The sequence below is a fragment of the Methylobacterium sp. SyP6R genome, from assembly GCF_019216885.1.
In the GTDB taxonomy this organism is placed as follows: Bacteria; Pseudomonadota; Alphaproteobacteria; order Rhizobiales; family Beijerinckiaceae; genus Methylobacterium.
The window spans coordinates 41,889-58,012 of the sequence record NZ_JAAQRC020000002.1; the positions used below are offsets into that span (position 1 = coordinate 41,889).

Here is a 16,124-nt window from a genome sequence, read left to right on the forward strand (position 1 = left end):
CCCATGGTCGTCGAGACCGGCGCGGCCGCCCTTCCGGCCCGCGCGTCCCTGCCCGCCGCGATCGTCGCGAGCCTCCTGCGCGCCGTGCAGGCACTGGCGGCCCTGGCGCTGCTCGCCGACCTCGGGGTCGTGGCCGCCGCCGTGCTGTGGCGCTTCGCCACCGGCGATTCGCTCGAATGGGCCGACGAGGTCGCCCGCATGCTGCTCATCGTCGTGGCGTTCCTGGGCGGCGCGGCGGCGGTGGCGCATGGGCGCCATGTCGGCATCCGCATCCTGCGCGACGCGGTGCCGCCGGCGGTCGGCGCCGTGATGGAGGCGGCCGGCCTCCTCGTCGAACTCGGCGTCGTCCTGGCGCTCGCGGCTTGCGCCCTGTCCTACGCGGCGACCGCGGCGACGCAAGTGACGCCGTTCGGCCTGCCGCAGAACCTGTTCATCTATCCGCTGGTGGTCGGCGGGGCCTGCATGGCGGTGTTCATCGCCGCGCGGCTCGCGGACCTCCGCGGGCGCGACGTCGGCATGGCCGCGCTGGCGCTCGCGGGGCTCGCGGGCCTCGTCGCGGGCTGGACGATCCTCCTGCCCGATGCGGCGCCGAGCCCGCTCGCGCTCCTGCTCCTCGCCTTCGCCGTGGCCCTGGGCTCGGGCATCCCGATCGCCTTCGCGCTCTCGGTCGGCGCGCTGGTGTTCCTCGTCTCCGACGGCGGCATCGACCCGGCGGTCTTCGCCCAGCAGGCGTCGAGCGGCATCGACAACTTCGTGCTGCTGGCGATCCCGTTCTTCGTCCTCACCGGCCTCGCCATGGAGGTGAACGGGATGTCGGTGCGGCTGATCGAATTGCTGCGCCGGGCCATCGGCGAGCGGCGGGGCGGCCTCGGCATCGTGACGATCCTCGCCATGGTGCTGTTTTCCGGCATCTCCGGCTCGAAGCTCGCCGACGTGACCGCGGTCGGCACCGTGACGGTGCCGGCGATGCGCCGCTCCGGCCAGGACCCGCGCGAGGGCGTGGCGCTGCTCGCCGCCAGCGCCATCATGGCCGAGACGATCCCGCCCTGCATCAACCTCATCATCCTCGGCTACGTGGCGAACATCTCGATCGGCGGGCTTTTCGCGGCCGGCATCCTGCCGGCCCTGCTGATGGCCGCCGCCCTCGTCGCCGGGGTGGTGGTGTTCTCGGCCCGCGCCCGCCCGGCTCCGGTCGAGCGCTCGCATCACGGCCTGCGCCACCTGCTGTGGTCGAGCGCGGTCAGCCTCGGGGTGATCGTCATCATCTTCGGCGGCTACCGCTCGGGCTTCGCCACCGCGACCGAGATCGGCGCCTTCGCGGTGGTCTACGCGATCGTGGTCGGCATCCTGTGCTTCCGCGAACTCGGCCTGCGGGCGCTCGCCGACCTGTTCGTGCGCTCGGCGACGCTCGCCGGCATGATCCTGTTCGTGGTCGCGGCCTCGCAGACCATCGCGTTCTCGCTCACCATCAACCAGGTCCCGCACGCGCTCGCCGAGGCGATGATCGCGCTCAGCCACGGCGGCGGCGCCTGGATCTTCCTGCTGGTGTCGATCGCGCTGCTCGTGGTCATGGGGGCGGCGCTCGAGGGCGCGCCGGCGCTGATCATCTTCGGGCCGCTGCTCCTGCCGGTGGCGCAGGGCTTCGGCATCGCGCCCCTGCATTACGGCATCGTGCTCATCATCGCGATGGGGCTCGGCCTGTTCGCGCCGCCGCTGGGCCTCGGCCTCTACACCGCCTGCGCGGTCGGCGGCGTCTCGCTGGAGGAGACGGTGCGGCCGATCGGCAAGTATCTGCTCCTGCTCCTCGCCTGCCTGGTGCTGATCGCCCTCGTGCCGGAGATCACCCTGTGGCTGCCTCGCAGCATGGGCTTCGTGAAGTGACGGGCGTCGTGACGGAGGACCGGATGGAACGGTGCGGACAGGTCTTCACCCGGGGCGCGGAGATCGCCTGGGAGCCGGCCGGGGAGGGCGTGCGCCGGCAGGTGCTGGCCTACGATGCGGGCGTGATGCTGGTGCGGGTCGCCTTCGAGGCCGGCGCGGTCGGCCCGGCCCACTCCCACCCGCACGTGCAATGCACGCTGGTGGAGCGGGGCGTGTTCGACATCACCATCGCAGGCGAGACCGCGCGGCTCGTGGCCGGCGACACCTTCCTCGTTCCCTCGGGCGCCGTCCACTCCGCCGTCGCGGTCGAGGCCGGCGCATTGACCGACGTGTTCACGCCGATGCGGGAGGATTTCGTCCCGGAGAACGGTCAGTGATAGGAGCGTTCATAGGCATGTCCGCCTTTGCCGATCGCGGCATGATTTTGAAAAGCTGGAAGATATTTTAATAGATTGGCATAAATATCGTCATTTTTATCATAGTATTGCGAAGCTATAGTTGACGGTTAATGGATATAAATTATCAACACGGTCCGCCGCCTCATCATTAGAGTTTGTTCGAGCAAGATTTTGCATCCAAGAATTGGTGCAGATGAGGCCGCCCCACCCTCCCACCTCATCCTGAGGCGCTGGCGATCGAAGATCGCATTCGACCGTAGGGAGCCTCGAAGGAGGCCTCCAGACGGCTCCGCGATTTCTGGAGCCCTCCTTCGAGGTTCGCTTCGCTCTCACCTCAGGATGAGGTCGAGGGTGGGACAACCGGTCCGGCGGGTTTCATGCCGCCCGGACCGTGGCGAGGAAGCGGTCCACCTCGGCGCCGAGTTGCTCGGATTGGCGCGACAGCTCGGTCGCCGCGGTCAGGACCTGGGACGCGGCGGCGCCGGTCTCCTCGGCGGCGCCGGCCACGCCGGTGACGTGGGCGGTCACCGCGCTCGTCCCGGCCGCGGCCTGGCTGACGTTGCGCACGATCTCCTGCGTCGCCGCGCCCTGCTCCTCGACCGCCGCGGCGATCGCCGTGGCGACCCGGCTCATCTCCTGGATCCGGGCCGCGATGCCGCCGATCGCGGTCACCGCCTGGCCGGTCGCGCCCTGGATCCGGCCGATCTGGCCGCCGATCTCCTCCGTCGCCCGGGTGGTCTGGTTGGCGAGTTCCTTGACCTCGGCGGCGACGACCGCGAAGCCGCGCCCCGCCTCGCCGGCCCGCGCCGCCTCGATCGTGGCGTTCAAGGCCAGCAGGTTGGTCTGGCCGGCGATCGTGCCGATCATCCCGACGACGTCGCCGACCCGGGCGGCGATGCCGCTCAACTCGCGCACCAGGCTCTCGGTCCGGGCGGCCTCCTCGGCGGCGTCCCGGGCGAGGTTCGCCGAGCCGCCCGCCTGGCGGCCGATCTCCTGCACCGAGCCGCCGAGTTCCTCGGCCGCCGCCGCCACCGTGCCGACATTGGCCGCCGCCTCGCGCACCGCGCCGGCCGCGCTCCCGGACCGGTCGGCGGTCTGCGCGGCATTCTGCGCCATGGCGCCGGCGGTGGCCTGGAGCTCGGTCGCGGAGGCCGAGACCGCCCCGACGATGCCCCCGACCGCCTCCTCGAAGGCCCGGGCCATCGCGTGCAGGGCGCGCCGGCGCTCCGCCTCGAGCCGCTGCCGGTCCGCCTCGGCGAGGTCGGCGCGCCGCGCCGCGTCCTCCTCGGTCAGATCCCGGATCCGGTCGACGGCGCGGGCGATGTCGCCGATCTCGTCGGCCCGATCCGCGCCGGCGATTCCCGTCGTCACTTCACCCTGCGCCATGCCGTGCAGGGCCTGGGTCAGGCGCTTGATCGGCGTGGTGATGCTGCCGGAGAAGGCGTACATGATCGCCAGGGCGAGGAGCGCCACCGCCGCGCCGGCGCCGAGCTGCCACAGGAGATCCTGGCGCGCGCGCTCCGACAGCATGGCGCCGAGCCGAGCGGCATCGTCCATGACCAGGGCGCGGGGCACGGAGATCAGCACCGACCAGGTCTCGCCGGTCCGCCCCAGCGTGATCGGGGTGACGACCCGGACCTCGTCCGAGGCGGCATCGTGCCCGACGAAGCGGCGTCCGGCGCGCAGCACCTCGCCGTAGGTCTCCCAGCTCGCATCGGTCTTGCTCAACGGCGCCCCGATCCCGGCGGCGTGGCGGCTCGAGGCGACGACCAGCCCGCCCTGCGTGACGATCGCCACGGAGCCCTTGGCCTCGTAGAGCGAGGCGTTCACCGCCTCGACGGCGCGCTGGACGAAGGCGAGGTCGAAATCGGTGCCGGCCACGCCCATGAACCGGCCGTCGGACAGGATCGGCACCGAGATCGTCGCGAGGACGACCGGCTTGCCCTGGACGATGTAGGGCAGGGGCGCGAGCAGGCTCTCGCGCCTCGTCTCCTTCGGGCCGAGATACCAGCCGCCCTTCATCACGCCGTTCGGATGCAGGGCGCGGCTGTCGTACTCGACCAGCGGCTGCAGCGCGACCGTTCCGTCCGCGCCCCGCGTCCAGTAGGGTAGGGCGCGGCCGGTATGGTCCGAGCCCATGTCGGCCCGGTCGATGTAGGCGTCGTCGGCGCCGTCGAGGGCGTCGGGCTCCCAGGCGGCGTAGGTGCCGTTGAAGTCGCTGTTCCGCCGCAGGACCCCGAGCAGGACGTCGTTGAGCTGCTGGCGGCGCAGGCCCTCGCGGGTCGCGCTCCTCTTGCCGGTCCCGATCACCTCCAGGGCTCCGGCGGTGTTGCGCGCGGCCGCGAAGGCGAAGTCGAGCTTGGTCTGGATCGTCGTCGCCTGGTTGGCCGCGACCGCCTGCAGGTTCTCCTTGCTCTTGCGGTCGAGGATCTCCTCGGTCGAGGCCGCCACCAGGGCGCCGGTGCTCGTCGCCGCGTAGAGGCCGTAGCCGACCAGGCCGAAGGCGGTCAGGCTGACGCAGATGCCCGAGACGGCGATGATCTTGACCTTGATCGAGCGATACGTGCCGCGCGGGGGGCGGGCCGGTTGGTTCATGGCGGACCTCGACGATGCTCGCGACACCGCGGACGCAACCCGGACGGCTGCTTCGGGACGGGGACGATCGTCATCCGGTCGCCGGTGTGGCCCGGAGACTGTCGAAGGTGATCCTCTAACAGGTCCTTAAATTGGCTTTAGACCAATGTATCAAGTGAGTTGTTTTTCCTGTCTTTGCGGTTTGATCCAGATCAATGCGCGTTTGATCGTCGCGGAAGCCGGCGCCGTCCGGCGTCGTTCGATGAGCGGCAATGCGAGAAATCGTGTCACGTCACGACGACAAGGAATGGCAAAGATTCGTTGTTCCTTAATCGCCGTTCGCGACCATCGACGACATGCCGCTTGTTCTCGTGATCACGGTCATGGTTCCATCATTGCGACCTCGGGCTCTCCGTCCGGCCGCCCTCATCGGCGTCGCCCCCTGCGCGGCGAGCCTGGTCGCCGTTGCGGCGTCGATCGGGGAACGGGGTGCGACCATCCGGGAGATCGGTCCGTCATGACCAACGTTCGGGTCCTCCCGCTCCACCTCACGCCGGACGGCGCCCTGCGCCTCTGCGCCCAGCTGGAGCGCGATGCGCGGGCCGGCGTCGATCTCGGCTCCCGGCGCGTGCAGATCGCCGGCCTGTCGGAGTCGCTGGCGCAGGCGCTGGAAGTCCTCGGGGACGACGTTCGGCGGGTCGTCGCCGCCTTGCCGGACGGAGACCCCGTCTCGTGCCGGCTCTGCGAGGCGGCCCTCGCCACGGCGCAGATCGTGCAGACCGTGATGCGGTGGATCGATACCGACCTGATGCACGGCCCGCCCGGAAGCGCGCGCCGGGAGTGAGGCTCACCGCATCGCCGGGGCCCGTGGCGTCACGCCTCGCGCAGGCCGGGCTTCACGCCGGGCTCGAAGGTGAAGACGATCCCGGTTCTCTCCAGGGCGCGGCGCACCGCCAGGACGGTGTCGGCGCGGGGCCGGACGACGGAGCCGGAATCCTCCAGCCGGTTGACGGTCGAGATCGAGACGTCGGCGAGCCTCGCCAGCTCCTCCTTCGACAGGCCCGCCATGCCGCGGGCGGCCCGGACCTGGCCGGGGGTCAGTCCCTCGGTGCCGGCCGGGGCAGGTCCTGGGGCCGGCGGCGTCTCGGGCGCGGCGGCGCCGTAGCGGGTCCGGCCCGGGACGTTGAGGCAGACCCCGACCCATTCCCGTACCGAGCCGTCGCGGTTGAGGACCGGGGCGCCCCGGGCGTTGAACCAGCGGTAGATCCCGTCCGCGCACAGGACCCGGTAATCCGTGTTGTAGGGCGCCGTATGCTCCACCGCCGTCGTCCAGGCCGCCAGCGTCCGGGGGCGGTCGTCGGGGTGGACGGCGTCGAGCCAGCCGAGGCCTTGCATCTGCGTGTGGGTCTGGCCGGTGAGCGCCATCCATTGCGGCATCTCGCTCGGCTCGCCGTTGGCCTTGTTGACCCAGAACACCGACGCGGTGGCGGCGATCAGGGCGTTCAGCCGGTCGTGCCGCTGCAGCAGGGCGCGCGCCGCATCGTGCTGGGCCGTCACGTCGAACACCACGCCCATGCCGCGGCAGGGGGCGCCGTCCGGGCCGAGGATCGCCTCGGCATGGTGGAGGATCCAGCGCTGGGTCCGGTCCGGCCGGACGATGCGGAACTCGCGACTCACCGCCTGGCCGGAGCGGAGGACCTCGATCTGGTCGCGGTGGGCGGCCTGGTCGTCGGGGTGGATCATGTCGAGCCCGAAGCCGAACGTCATCTCGGTGGCCGGGTCGAGCCCCAGGATGCGGTACAGGCCGGGCGAGGCGGTCAGCCGCTCGGAATGCAGGTCGGACGACCAGAAGCCGACCTTGCCGGTATCCTCGATGAGCTTGAGGAAGTGGCGCGAGGAGAAGGCGTGCGGGGCGGCCTGCGTCGGGGGCGCTCGCATCAGGGCACGCGTCGGCATCTCTCCACCTCTGTCCGTCCGGGCGTCGCAGTGGCGGGTTTCATGCCATTCGGGCCATTAAGGAAAGCTTAAATGCATCGAATCGTGGATTGGGCGAGGGCGTACCGGCGTACCTGCCGCTCCAATCCTGCCGCAACGTCATGTCATCGATGGGAAATCTTTCAAATTTGCCGGTCCCGGTTCCGGGCGTCCGGAGAATGAGCGGAAATGCCGGTCGACCATCCCGGCATATGCCTGCTTTTGCGGGTCCTCGTTCAGGGTCCGGCAGTCGGCAGGGATGCAATCTGCGGGCGGGAGGGGCGAAGACCCCGTTTCGCGGATGGGGACGATGATGCTGCTGGGGAGTCCTGCACTCAAATCGACGCATCCGGCCGCCTGATGAAGGTGGTCGAGTTTGCCGTCGACGTCACGGCGGCCGTGGAGCGGCGGCTGCGGCGGGCGGAACTCCACCACGGCATCGACCGCGACCTCGACGGCATCGCGGCTGCGGTCTCGCAGACCTCCCGGCAGGCCGTGACCGCGGCGAGCGCCGCCGAGCAGGCCACGGGCAACACCCAGAGCGTCGCCGCGGGGGCCGAGGAACTCGCCGCGTCGGTCGGGGCGATCAGCCAGCAGGTCGGGCGGTCGCTGGAGGTGACGCGGCGGGCCGTCGGTCAGGCCGAGGCCACCTCGGCGGTGGTGACCGGCCTCGCGGCGGCCGCCCAGCGCATCGGCGAGGTCGTGGAGACGATCGACCAGATCGCCGGCCAGACCAACCTGCTGGCGCTGAACGCCAGCATCGAGGCGGCCCGGGCCGGCGAATCCGGCAAGGGTTTCGCGGTCGTCGCCGCCGAGGTGAAGAGCCTCGCGGCCCAGACCGCGCGGGCCTCCTCGACCCGGGCGGTTGACGACGCGGCCCGCCTGGTCCGCGACGCCTCCCGTAGCATGGCCGGATGAGCCCGCCGACCGGGCGGGACCGTTGCCTGGCAGGCCGGCGCGGGACGGCTGGTCCAGCGGTCGTCGCCGCTTGATCTGTGACAAGGCGGCACGGCCGGGCGCGCTCCACGCTCGGGGACGATGCCGGAGGCCATGTCGATGATGTCGGGCGATCCCTCAGTGTGGCCGACGCCGGCCGACCCCTATCCGGCTCCGGCCCGGCCGGCCGAACCGCCGGAAGTGCCCGTGCCGGAGCCGGCGGGAATCCCGGTCTCGCCGGTTCTGCCGCGCGAGGACGAGCCGGTCGGTGTGCCGCCGGGCACACCCGCCGAGATCCCGGTCTCACCCACGATGCCCCAGCCCTGGGACCGGATTCGATGAGCCGGTCCGCCGCCAGGCGTGATCCCGTGCGTGACCGTGACCCTGCGCGTGACCGTGACCCTGCGCGTGACCATGACCCTGCGCGTGACCTGGCCCGGCTCGGCAGGCCGCTCATCCTGCTGGCGGTCGCGAATGGCGCGCCGATCCTGGCGCGGACGCTGCTGGGCGACCGCGTCGCGACGCCCATCGACCTCGACCGGACGGTCGCCGACGGACGACCCTTCTTTGGGCCCGGGGAGACCTATCGCGGGCTTGCGGCCTCCTGTGCCGCCACTGCAGCTCGCCGCCCCCGCCTTGGGGGGGCCCCGCGACCGGGCTCGCTCTCGCGGCGGCGTCGCTCACCGGGGACCTCGCCGCCAGCTGCGCCGAGCGCCGGCTCGGGCTGCCGGCTCATGCACAGGCCTTCGGCCTCGACCAAATCCCGGAGGCGCTCCCGCCCCTCCTCGTGCTGCGACGACGGCTGGCCCTCGGCCCGGCGGACATCGCCGCGACCATCGCGCTCTTCACGCTCGGCGAGGTCGTCCTGGCGCGGCCGTTCCATCGCCCGGGGCCTGCGGGACAGTCCCTGCTGACGCTGAGCAGCCGGATCGGCGGAAGCCGCCAAGGATCCTCCCGTCGGAGCCGGTGCGTGATCAGAGCGCCGCGGTCACGCCCCCCTCAGACGATCGGAACAGGTGCTGACGCCGAGCAGGGAATAGGCCGGGCAGGTCCCGATGAGGGCCGTCGCCAGCAGAACCGCTCCGAACGCGGCGGCGAGCCACACCCAGATACCCGATAGGACATCATAGGCCGAGATCAGCAGCGCCAGGCCGAGGACGACCCGAAGCGAACGGTCGATCGTTCCGATGTTTGCAGTCATGGCGGCCATCCATCGCGCGGGTGATTCGACAGGACGAGACGCTGAGGTTCGTTCCGGAATTCATGTCCGGAGACTCTCGATGGGGTCTTTTCATTTGTCTATCGAAGGTAAAAACCATGACCGTCGATAGGACGGCGAGATCGATTGCGCCTTGCGATGGATCAAGGTCGGATCGTCATCATGCCGGACACGACCGTCTCACCGGAGCGAAGCGGCGGGCGTACGGATCACGGCCTCAGGGACTTGAGATAGGCAGTCAGGTCCGAGGCGTCGTCCGGGGCGAGGCGGAATTCGGGCATGGCGGGATGCCGGACAGCCACGCCCTCGACGAGGAAGTCGGCGAGATCGTCGACCGGGATGCGTCCGGCCAAGTCCCGGAACGGGGGTGCGTGCCGCATCGGGCTCGTGGGGGCCTTGCCCGAGGGAGACGCGGCACCCCGGGGAGCGACGGCGTGGCAATGCGCGCAATGCGCCCGCGCGAAGGCGAGGCCGCGCCCGGCATCCGCGTCGTGTGCGGCGGCGAGGAACGCGAAAAGCCAGGGGACCTGCGCCAGCCAGAGGGCGCAAAAACCGGAACGGCCCGCTGCGATCATCGCGTTCGCCTCCTCGTCTCGACCACCGCGTCCCCATCGCCGCCGGTCCGCCCGCGGAGCGGCCTGCAGCACTCCCAGAAGTCCAGCCCGGCGCGGGACGCACATTGAGGAAGATCAAGGCGGTGCGAGGAGCGGGTGCGAGGCTGCGGCAGGAGACGGGCTCCCCCTTACGTCGGGGTCGGGCCCAGAGCGGGAGTGCATCGTGCCGGGAACGGCTCTTCAGGTCGGCACGACCGACGATACGCCGCCGGCCGCGGCGGCCCTCCTCGGCGTGATCCGGTCGCTCCTCAGTGAGCTGCATCCCGACTTGCGCCGGCCGGTCCCGGTCGACCTCGACAGCGACCTCGAGCGGGACCTCGCCCTGGACAGCCTCGGTCGGGCCGAGCTTCTCCTGCGCCTGTCGCGCACCTTCCGGGTCTCGCTGCCGGCTCGCCTGATCGGCGAGGCGGCGACACCCGCCGACCTTCTCGCCGCGATCCAGGCGGCCGGCGCGGCCCGTACCGTCCGGGTGGTCGCAGGGGAGGAGGGCGCGCTGCCGCCTGCGGCCGAGCCGCACCGGGCAGAGACCCTGCTCGACGTGCTCGCCTTCCACGTCCGCCATCATCCCGACCGGCCGCATCTCCGGCTCCCGCAGGAGGCCGGACCCGAGACGATCCTCACCTACGCGGATCTCGACGCGCGCGCCCGCCGCGTGGCGGCGGGCCTCCTCGGCCACGGGCTCGCGGGCGGCGACCGGGTCGCGATCATGCTGCCGACCGGGCCCGACTTCTTCCCGGCCTTCCTCGGGACCCTGCTGGCGGGCGGCGTGCCGGTGCCGCTCTATCCGCCGTTCCGGCGCACCGGGATCGAGGACCACCTGCAGCGCCAGGCCGGCATCCTGGCCAATGCCGGCCCGGAGATCCTGATCGGCAGCCCGGACCTCGCGCCCTTCAGCCGGCTCTTGCGCGACCGCGTCGACACGCTGCGGGTGCTGGCGAGCGTGGAGGAGCTGGCCGCCGCGGACCCGCTCCACGCTGCCGTCCCGGCGACGGGCGCGAGCCTCGCGCTGATCCAGTACACGTCGGGCAGCACCGGCGACCCGAAGGGCGTGATGCTGACCCACGCCAACCTTCTCGCCAACATCCGCGCCATGGGCGAGGCGCTCGGCGCCTCGTCGTCGGACGTGGTGGTGAGTTGGCTGCCGCTCTACCACGACATGGGGCTGATCGGCTGCTGGCTCGGCAGCCTCTATTTCGGGGCGCCCGCGGTGATCCTGTCGCCCCTGGCCTTCCTGGCGGATCCGGCGTCCTGGCTCCAGGCGATCCACCGGCACCGCGGCACGATCTCGGCGGCGCCGAACTTCGCCTACGAGCTCTGCCTGCGCTCCTTGCGCGACGAGGACCTGACGGGGCTCGACCTCGGCTGCTTACGCGTCCTCACCAACGGGGCCGAGCCGGTGAGCCCCGACACGCTGGCGCGGTTCGCCGAGCGCTTCGGCCCGCATGCGTTGCAGGCCTCGTCCCTCATGCCGGTCTACGGCCTCGCCGAATGCGCGGTCGGCCTCGCCTTTCCGCCCCTCGGCCGAGGGCCGCGCATCGACTGGATCGAACGCGCGGCGCTCGACCGCGACGGCGTCGCCCGGCCGGCACCCCCGGGCGCGCGGGACTCGATCGGGTGTCCGTCCTGCGGCGGGCCGCTGCCCGGCCACCAGATCCGCATCGTCGACGAGGCCGGGCACGAGCTGCCCGAGCGCCGGGAGGGCCGCCTGCAGTTCCGCGGCCCCTCGGCCACCGCCGGCTACTTCCGCCGGCCCGACCTGACCCGCGCCCTGTTCCGCGGCGACTGGCTCGAGAGCGGCGACCTCGCCTACCTGGCGGGCGGCGAGATCCACGTCACCGGGCGGACCAAGGACATCATCATCCGGGCCGGCCGCAAGATCCATCCGCACGAGATCGAGGCGGCGGCGGGCGCGGTCGCGGGCGTGCGCAAGGGCTGCGTCGCGGCGATCCCCGGCCGCGACCCGCGCACGGGGACCGAGCGCCTGATCCTCGTCGCCGAGACGCGGCTGACGGACGGGGCCGCACGCGCGGAGCTGCACGGAAGGCTGATGCGGGCCACCGCCGCCCTGCTCGACCAGCCGCCCGACGAGATCCTGCTCTGCCCGCCCCACACCGTGCCCAAGACCTCGAGCGGCAAGATCCGCCGCGCGGCGATGCGGGCGCTCTACGAATCCGGCGATTTCGGCGGAGCCCGGCCCGGCCCGCGGGGAGAACTCGCCCGCCTCGCCCTCGGCAGCGTCCCGGCGCGGCTGCGGCGCGGCACCCGGCTCGCGGGCGAGGCGGCCTATGCCGCCGCCTGGTGGGGGTTCGTCGTCGCCCTCGGCGCCGTCCTGTGGCCGCTGATGCTGGTCCTGCCGAGCCGGACCTTGCGCCACGCGACCCTGCGCGCCGCCTTGCGGATGTTCTTCCGGCTCTCCGGGATGCCGCTCGCCACCGAGGGCGGTCCGCCGCTCCCCGGGGCACTGATCGTCGCCAACCACGCGAGCTACCTCGACGCGGCGGTCCTCGCCGCGATCCTGCCCGGCACTCCGGTCTTCGTCGCCAAGCACGAGCTGGCGGGCCAGCGCGTCGCCGGTCCGTTCCTGCGGCGCCTGGGCGTGGCCTTCGTCCATCGCGGCACGGCGGAGGGGGTCGCTGATGCGGGCGCGCTCCTCGCGCGGATCGAGGCGGGCGAGCAGATCGTGGCGTTTCCCGAGGGCACCTTCACCCGCGCGCCGGGCCTCGGCGGCTTCCATCTCGGCGCCTTCGCGGCGGCCTGCCGGGCGGGCGTGCCGGTGGTCCCCGCCGCGATCATCGGCACGCGGTCGCGGCTGCGCGCCGACCAGTGGTTTCCCCGGCGCGGGACGATCCGCGTCGTTCTCGGCGCCCCGATCGCCCCCGACGGAACCGGCTTCCCGGCGGCGATCCGCCTGCGCGACGCGGTGCGCGGGGTCATCCTGGCGCGATGCGGCGAGCCGGACCTCGGCGCCGGCCCCACCTTTGCGCCGGGTGCGGGGGCCGACGGCCATGGCTGAGCGCGGCGAGCCCCCGATCCTGCCCCAAGGCGAGGCGCCGGACACCCTCCCGGCCCTGCTGCGGAGCCGGGCCGCGAGCCGCCCGCAAGGCCGGGCCTACGCGGCGCATGATCCCGGCACCGGCCGTCTCGTCTTCCACGACTGGGCCGGGACGGCGGCGCGGGTCGCCGCTCGCGCCGCCGCACTCGCGCGCCAGGGCGTGACCGTGGGCGAACGGATCGCGCTTTGGCTGCCGAACGGCCTCGAATGGGTCTGGTTCGACCAGGCCGCCCTGTCGCTCGGCCTCGTCGTGGTGCCGCTGTTTCCCGACGAAGCGCGGGCGACGATCGCGTTGCTGCTCGCCGATTCCGGGACCTGCCTCGTGGTGGTGCCGCGGCCGGAGGCGTGGCAGGGCCTGGGCGAGCACGCGGCGGGCCTCTCTGCCGTGCGGTGCGTGATCGCGATCGACGGCGTGCCCGGTCCCGAGGCCGATCCGCGCCTGCGCGCCCTCGGCCCCTGGCTCGCGCAGGCCGAGGGCGCCCCCGCGCCCGCCCCGGCGATCGGTCCCGACACCCTGGCGACCCTGGTCTACACCTCCGGGACGACGGGCAGGCCCAAGGGCGTCATGCTGAGCCACCGCAACCTCGTGTCGGTCGCGCACGCGGTGCTGGCGCGCAATCCGGGGACGGAGCGGGACGTCTTCCTGTCCTACCTGCCGCTCGCCCACATCTTCGAGCGGGTGGTCGGCTGCGTCCTGCCGCTGATCCTCGGTGCGCCGGTGGTGTTCGCCCGCTCGGTCGCGCACCTGCCCGAGGATCTGCGCCTCGCGCGCCCGACCGTGCTCCTCGTCGTGCCGAGCGTGCTCGACCGCCTGCACCACACCGTGACCGAGCAAGCCGGGCGCTCCGCGCCGACGCGCCACCTGCTCCGGGCCGCCCTCGCCCTCGGCTTCGACCTCTACGCCGCCCGGCGGGACGGCCGGCCGCTGGGACTCGCCCGCCGGGTCGCGGGCACCGCCCTGCGGAGCCTGACGGCCTGGCGCCTGCGCCGCGCCTTCGGCGGGCGCCTGCGGCTCGCGGTCTCGGGCGGCGCCCCGCTGCCGGAGGACGTCGCCCGCTTCTGCCTCGCGCTCGGCCTGCCGCTGGTCGAGGGCTACGGCCTGACCGAGGCCGCCTCGGCGGTCGCGGCCTTCGCCCTCGGCCAGACCGTCCCGGGCTCCGTCGGGCCGCCCCTGCCCGGGATGGAGATCCGCTTCGGCGAGGACGGCGAGATCCTGGTGCGCTCGCCCGGCGTGATGCGCGGCTACTGGCGCGAGCCGGCGCTGACCGCCGAGGCCCTGCGCGACGGCTGGCTGCATACCGGCGACCTCGGCGCGTTGCGGGACGGCTGCCTCGTGGTCACCGGCCGGATGAAGGAACTCATCGTCCTGTCGACCGGCGAGAAGGTTTCGCCGGAGGTCGTCGAGGTGGCCATGGCCCGCGACCCCCTCGTCCTCCAGGCGATGGTGGTGGGCGACGGCCGGCCGCGGCTGAGCGCCCTGGTGGCGGTCGATCCGGCGGAGTTCGCGCGGCTCGCCCGCGGTCTCGGCCTCGATCCGGCGGAAGCCGGCGCCCTCGACCGTCCGGAGGTCCGGCGCGCCGCCCTCTCCCGCATCGCCCGGGCGCTCGGCGATCGTCCGCGCGCGATGCGCGTCGAGGCCGTGCGCCTCGTTCCGGGACCCTGGACCGTCGAGGACGGCCTCGTCACGCCGACCCGCAAGCTGCGCCGCGCCGTCCTGCACGGCCGGTTCGCCGGCGCGCTCGCGGACCTGCGCGAGGAGACGGCGCCGCCGGAGCGCCGTCGCGACCTCACCGCGTCGCCCGCTGGCCCGCCTGGAGGCTGAGGATGTAGTCGATGATCGCGTCCCGCTCGGCCCGCTCAAGCTGCAGGCTCGGCATCCGCTGGTGATGGCTCTGCAGGAAGACGCTGAGGGCGACCCCGGTGGTCGACGGCATGGCGGCGATGCCGATGAAGGACGGGCCGACGAACCCGCCCGTACTCTGCTCGCGGCCGACCACATGGCACCGGCTGCAGAGCTGCACGGCAAGCAGCCGGCCGCGGGCGACATCCGCCGCGGCGGCGACCTCCGGGAAGGCGACGTGCGGGCGGGCGCCCGTGGCGAGCAGGGCGGCGAGGACGACGGTCCGGAGGGCGGCGGAAGGCCGGAGGCTCGAAGCGCCGGCGCGACGCCGGGACGCGGCGACGTGGACCCGCGCGACGCTGGCCGCGAGCGGCAGGGCGGCGCGCAGGACCTCGTCCGTCCGGGGAGGGCAGGGGGTGTCGGGGTGGGATCGGTGCATCGGATGGCTCCATCCGGCGTCGGCCGCCATCCGGCGGGCGGCATGGAGGCCCGAGGATACCGGCCCCGGACCGGACGCGGATGATCTGGATCAACGCGGTTCGCGCCGGCGGCCTGTCGCACCGGTGTCGCGGACGATCGGCCGGCCTTGCTCGGGCATCACTCGGGCCGTTGCGACCAATCCTCGGAGAGCGCCCAATCGCAGAAGGCCGTGACGCTCTTCACCCGGCGGTTGGCACGGGGCAGGACCAGGTAGAAGCCCGGAACGTCGTCCGGGGCCATGCCGGCCAGGGCCGCCGGGCCGAACGGGGCCACGAGACGCCCCGCCTGCAGATCCTCCATCGCATCGAGCATCGAGATGAGGCCGACGCCGAGGCCGGCCAGCGTCGCCCGCCGCATGCTGGCGGCGTCGTGCACCTGGATCCGGTTCTCGATCTCCTCGATCGCGACCCCGAGATGGCCCACGATCCGCCCCCACAGGCCGGGCGCCAGGACGAGGTGCAGCAACGGGGACCGGCGCAGGTCGTCCGGCCCGCGAAGGGTCTCGGCCCGCGCCGGCGCGCAGCAGATCACCTTGGGATCGCGCACGAGAAGCGTCGCCTCGTAGTCGCGCCATTGCCCGAAGCCCCACTGGATCGCCACATCGATCTCGTCCCTGACGAAGTCCGGCACCTCCACCATCGTCTTCAGGCGGATGTCGGCCTCCGGCAGCCGATCGCGAAACCGGTCGAGCCGGTCCAGGAGGTAGCGGGTGGCGAAGTAGGGGCTGGCGTTGAGGTTGATCTGGTGGCTCGGACCGGTCTTGCAGATCCGGCGTACGCCTTCCTGGAACTCGTCGAAGCCGCTCTGCACGTAATGCGCCAGCAGGATCGCGTCCTCCGTGGGTTCGATCGCGCGGCCGCGCCGATCGAACAGGAGCACGCCGAGCGTGTCTTCCAGAAGCTTGATCTGCTGGCTCACCGCCTGCGGCGTGACGAAGAGTTCGTTCGCGGCGTTCCGGAAGCTCCGGTGGCGCATCACGGCGTGGAAGACCCGCAAGGCGTTGAGCGGCGGCAGGCGCACGCCCCTCGATCGCACGGCCTCGTCCCGGCTGCCCTGGACGTGTTTCGGACGATCCGGTCCCGGATCGCGAACAGGGCGCCTCACGCGGAAGAGTTCCTCGATGCCGTCGACGACGGGCGCCATGATAGGAGGGCCG

The 16,124-nt window shown here is 72.6% G+C and carries 12 protein-coding genes and 1 pseudogene; 7 read left to right on the forward strand and 6 right to left on the reverse strand.

Translation table 11 applies throughout. The annotated features are described in order from the left end of the window. The first annotated feature begins 3 nt into the window (after positions 1–3). Both HBB12_RS29655 and HBB12_RS29660 read left to right on the forward strand, forming a co-directional pair. A complete protein-coding gene (locus HBB12_RS29655) occupies positions 4–1,881 on the forward strand; it encodes a TRAP transporter large permease (RefSeq protein ID WP_236993274.1) in 1,878 nt (625 codons plus the stop codon). A gap of 23 nt (positions 1,882–1,904) precedes the next feature. Beyond that, positions 1,905–2,258 carry a cupin domain-containing protein gene (locus HBB12_RS29660; protein WP_236993275.1) on the forward strand — a complete coding sequence of 118 codons (354 nt, stop codon included), beginning with the start codon at positions 1,905–1,907 and terminating at the stop codon, positions 2,256–2,258. A gap of 396 nt (positions 2,259–2,654) precedes the next feature. Here the strand turns inward: HBB12_RS29660 and HBB12_RS29665 are convergent, their stop codons facing one another. Next, a complete protein-coding gene (locus HBB12_RS29665; RefSeq protein ID WP_236993276.1) occupies positions 2,655–4,874 on the reverse strand; it encodes a methyl-accepting chemotaxis protein in 2,220 nt (739 codons plus the stop codon). 496 nt (positions 4,875–5,370) lie between these two features. On the opposite strand from HBB12_RS29665, the gene HBB12_RS29670 reads away from it, so the two are divergent. Continuing rightward, positions 5,371–5,697, forward strand: a complete 327-nt coding sequence (locus tag HBB12_RS29670; RefSeq protein ID WP_236993277.1) for a hypothetical protein — start codon at positions 5,371–5,373, stop codon at positions 5,695–5,697. Between the two features lie 29 nt (positions 5,698–5,726). Here the strand turns inward: HBB12_RS29670 and HBB12_RS29675 are convergent, their stop codons facing one another. Then, positions 5,727–6,809: a PAS domain-containing protein gene (locus tag HBB12_RS29675; protein ID WP_236993278.1), complete on the reverse strand. Its 1,083-nt coding sequence runs from the start codon at positions 6,807–6,809 to the stop codon at positions 5,727–5,729. A 363-nt stretch (positions 6,810–7,172) separates the two neighbouring features. Here HBB12_RS29675 and HBB12_RS34335 point away from each other — a divergent pair. Further along, positions 7,173–7,679 (forward strand): annotated as a pseudogene (locus HBB12_RS34335) (methyl-accepting chemotaxis protein); the annotation flags it as partial. 198 nt (positions 7,680–7,877) lie between these two features. Further along, a complete protein-coding gene (locus HBB12_RS29685) occupies positions 7,878–8,105 on the forward strand; it encodes a hypothetical protein (RefSeq protein WP_236993279.1) in 228 nt (75 codons plus the stop codon). Between the two features lie 646 nt (positions 8,106–8,751). On the opposite strand, the gene HBB12_RS29690 is transcribed toward HBB12_RS29685, so the two are convergent. Both HBB12_RS29690 and HBB12_RS29695 read right to left on the reverse strand, forming a co-directional pair. Beyond that, positions 8,752–8,964 (reverse strand): YgaP family membrane protein, encoded by a 213-nt coding sequence (locus HBB12_RS29690; protein WP_236993280.1) that lies wholly within the window; start codon positions 8,962–8,964, stop codon positions 8,752–8,754. A 227-nt stretch (positions 8,965–9,191) separates the two neighbouring features. After that, entirely contained in the window at positions 9,192–9,557 is a 366-nt protein-coding gene (locus HBB12_RS29695) for a c-type cytochrome (RefSeq protein WP_236993281.1), read from the reverse strand. 202 nt (positions 9,558–9,759) lie between these two features. Here HBB12_RS29695 and HBB12_RS29700 point away from each other — a divergent pair, with 202 nt between their 5' ends. Both HBB12_RS29700 and HBB12_RS29705 read left to right on the forward strand, forming a co-directional pair. Beyond that, positions 9,760–12,609, forward strand: a complete 2,850-nt coding sequence (locus HBB12_RS29700; protein ID WP_236993282.1) for an AMP-binding protein — start codon at positions 9,760–9,762, stop codon at positions 12,607–12,609. Continuing rightward, entirely contained in the window at positions 12,602–14,470 is a 1,869-nt protein-coding gene (locus tag HBB12_RS29705; protein WP_236993283.1) for an AMP-dependent synthetase/ligase, read from the forward strand. Before HBB12_RS29700 ends, HBB12_RS29705 begins: the two co-directional genes overlap by 8 nt. On the opposite strand, the gene HBB12_RS29710 is transcribed toward HBB12_RS29705, so the two are convergent. Further along, a complete protein-coding gene (locus HBB12_RS29710) occupies positions 14,436–14,927 on the reverse strand; it encodes a c-type cytochrome (protein WP_236993284.1) in 492 nt (163 codons plus the stop codon). The two genes, HBB12_RS29705 and HBB12_RS29710, sit on opposite strands and share 35 nt — an antisense overlap. Positions 14,928–15,085: 158 nt before the next feature. Then, positions 15,086–16,111, reverse strand: a complete 1,026-nt coding sequence (locus tag HBB12_RS29715) for a LysR substrate-binding domain-containing protein (RefSeq protein ID WP_236993285.1) — start codon at positions 16,109–16,111, stop codon at positions 15,086–15,088. Positions 16,112–16,124: the final 13 nt, after the last annotated feature.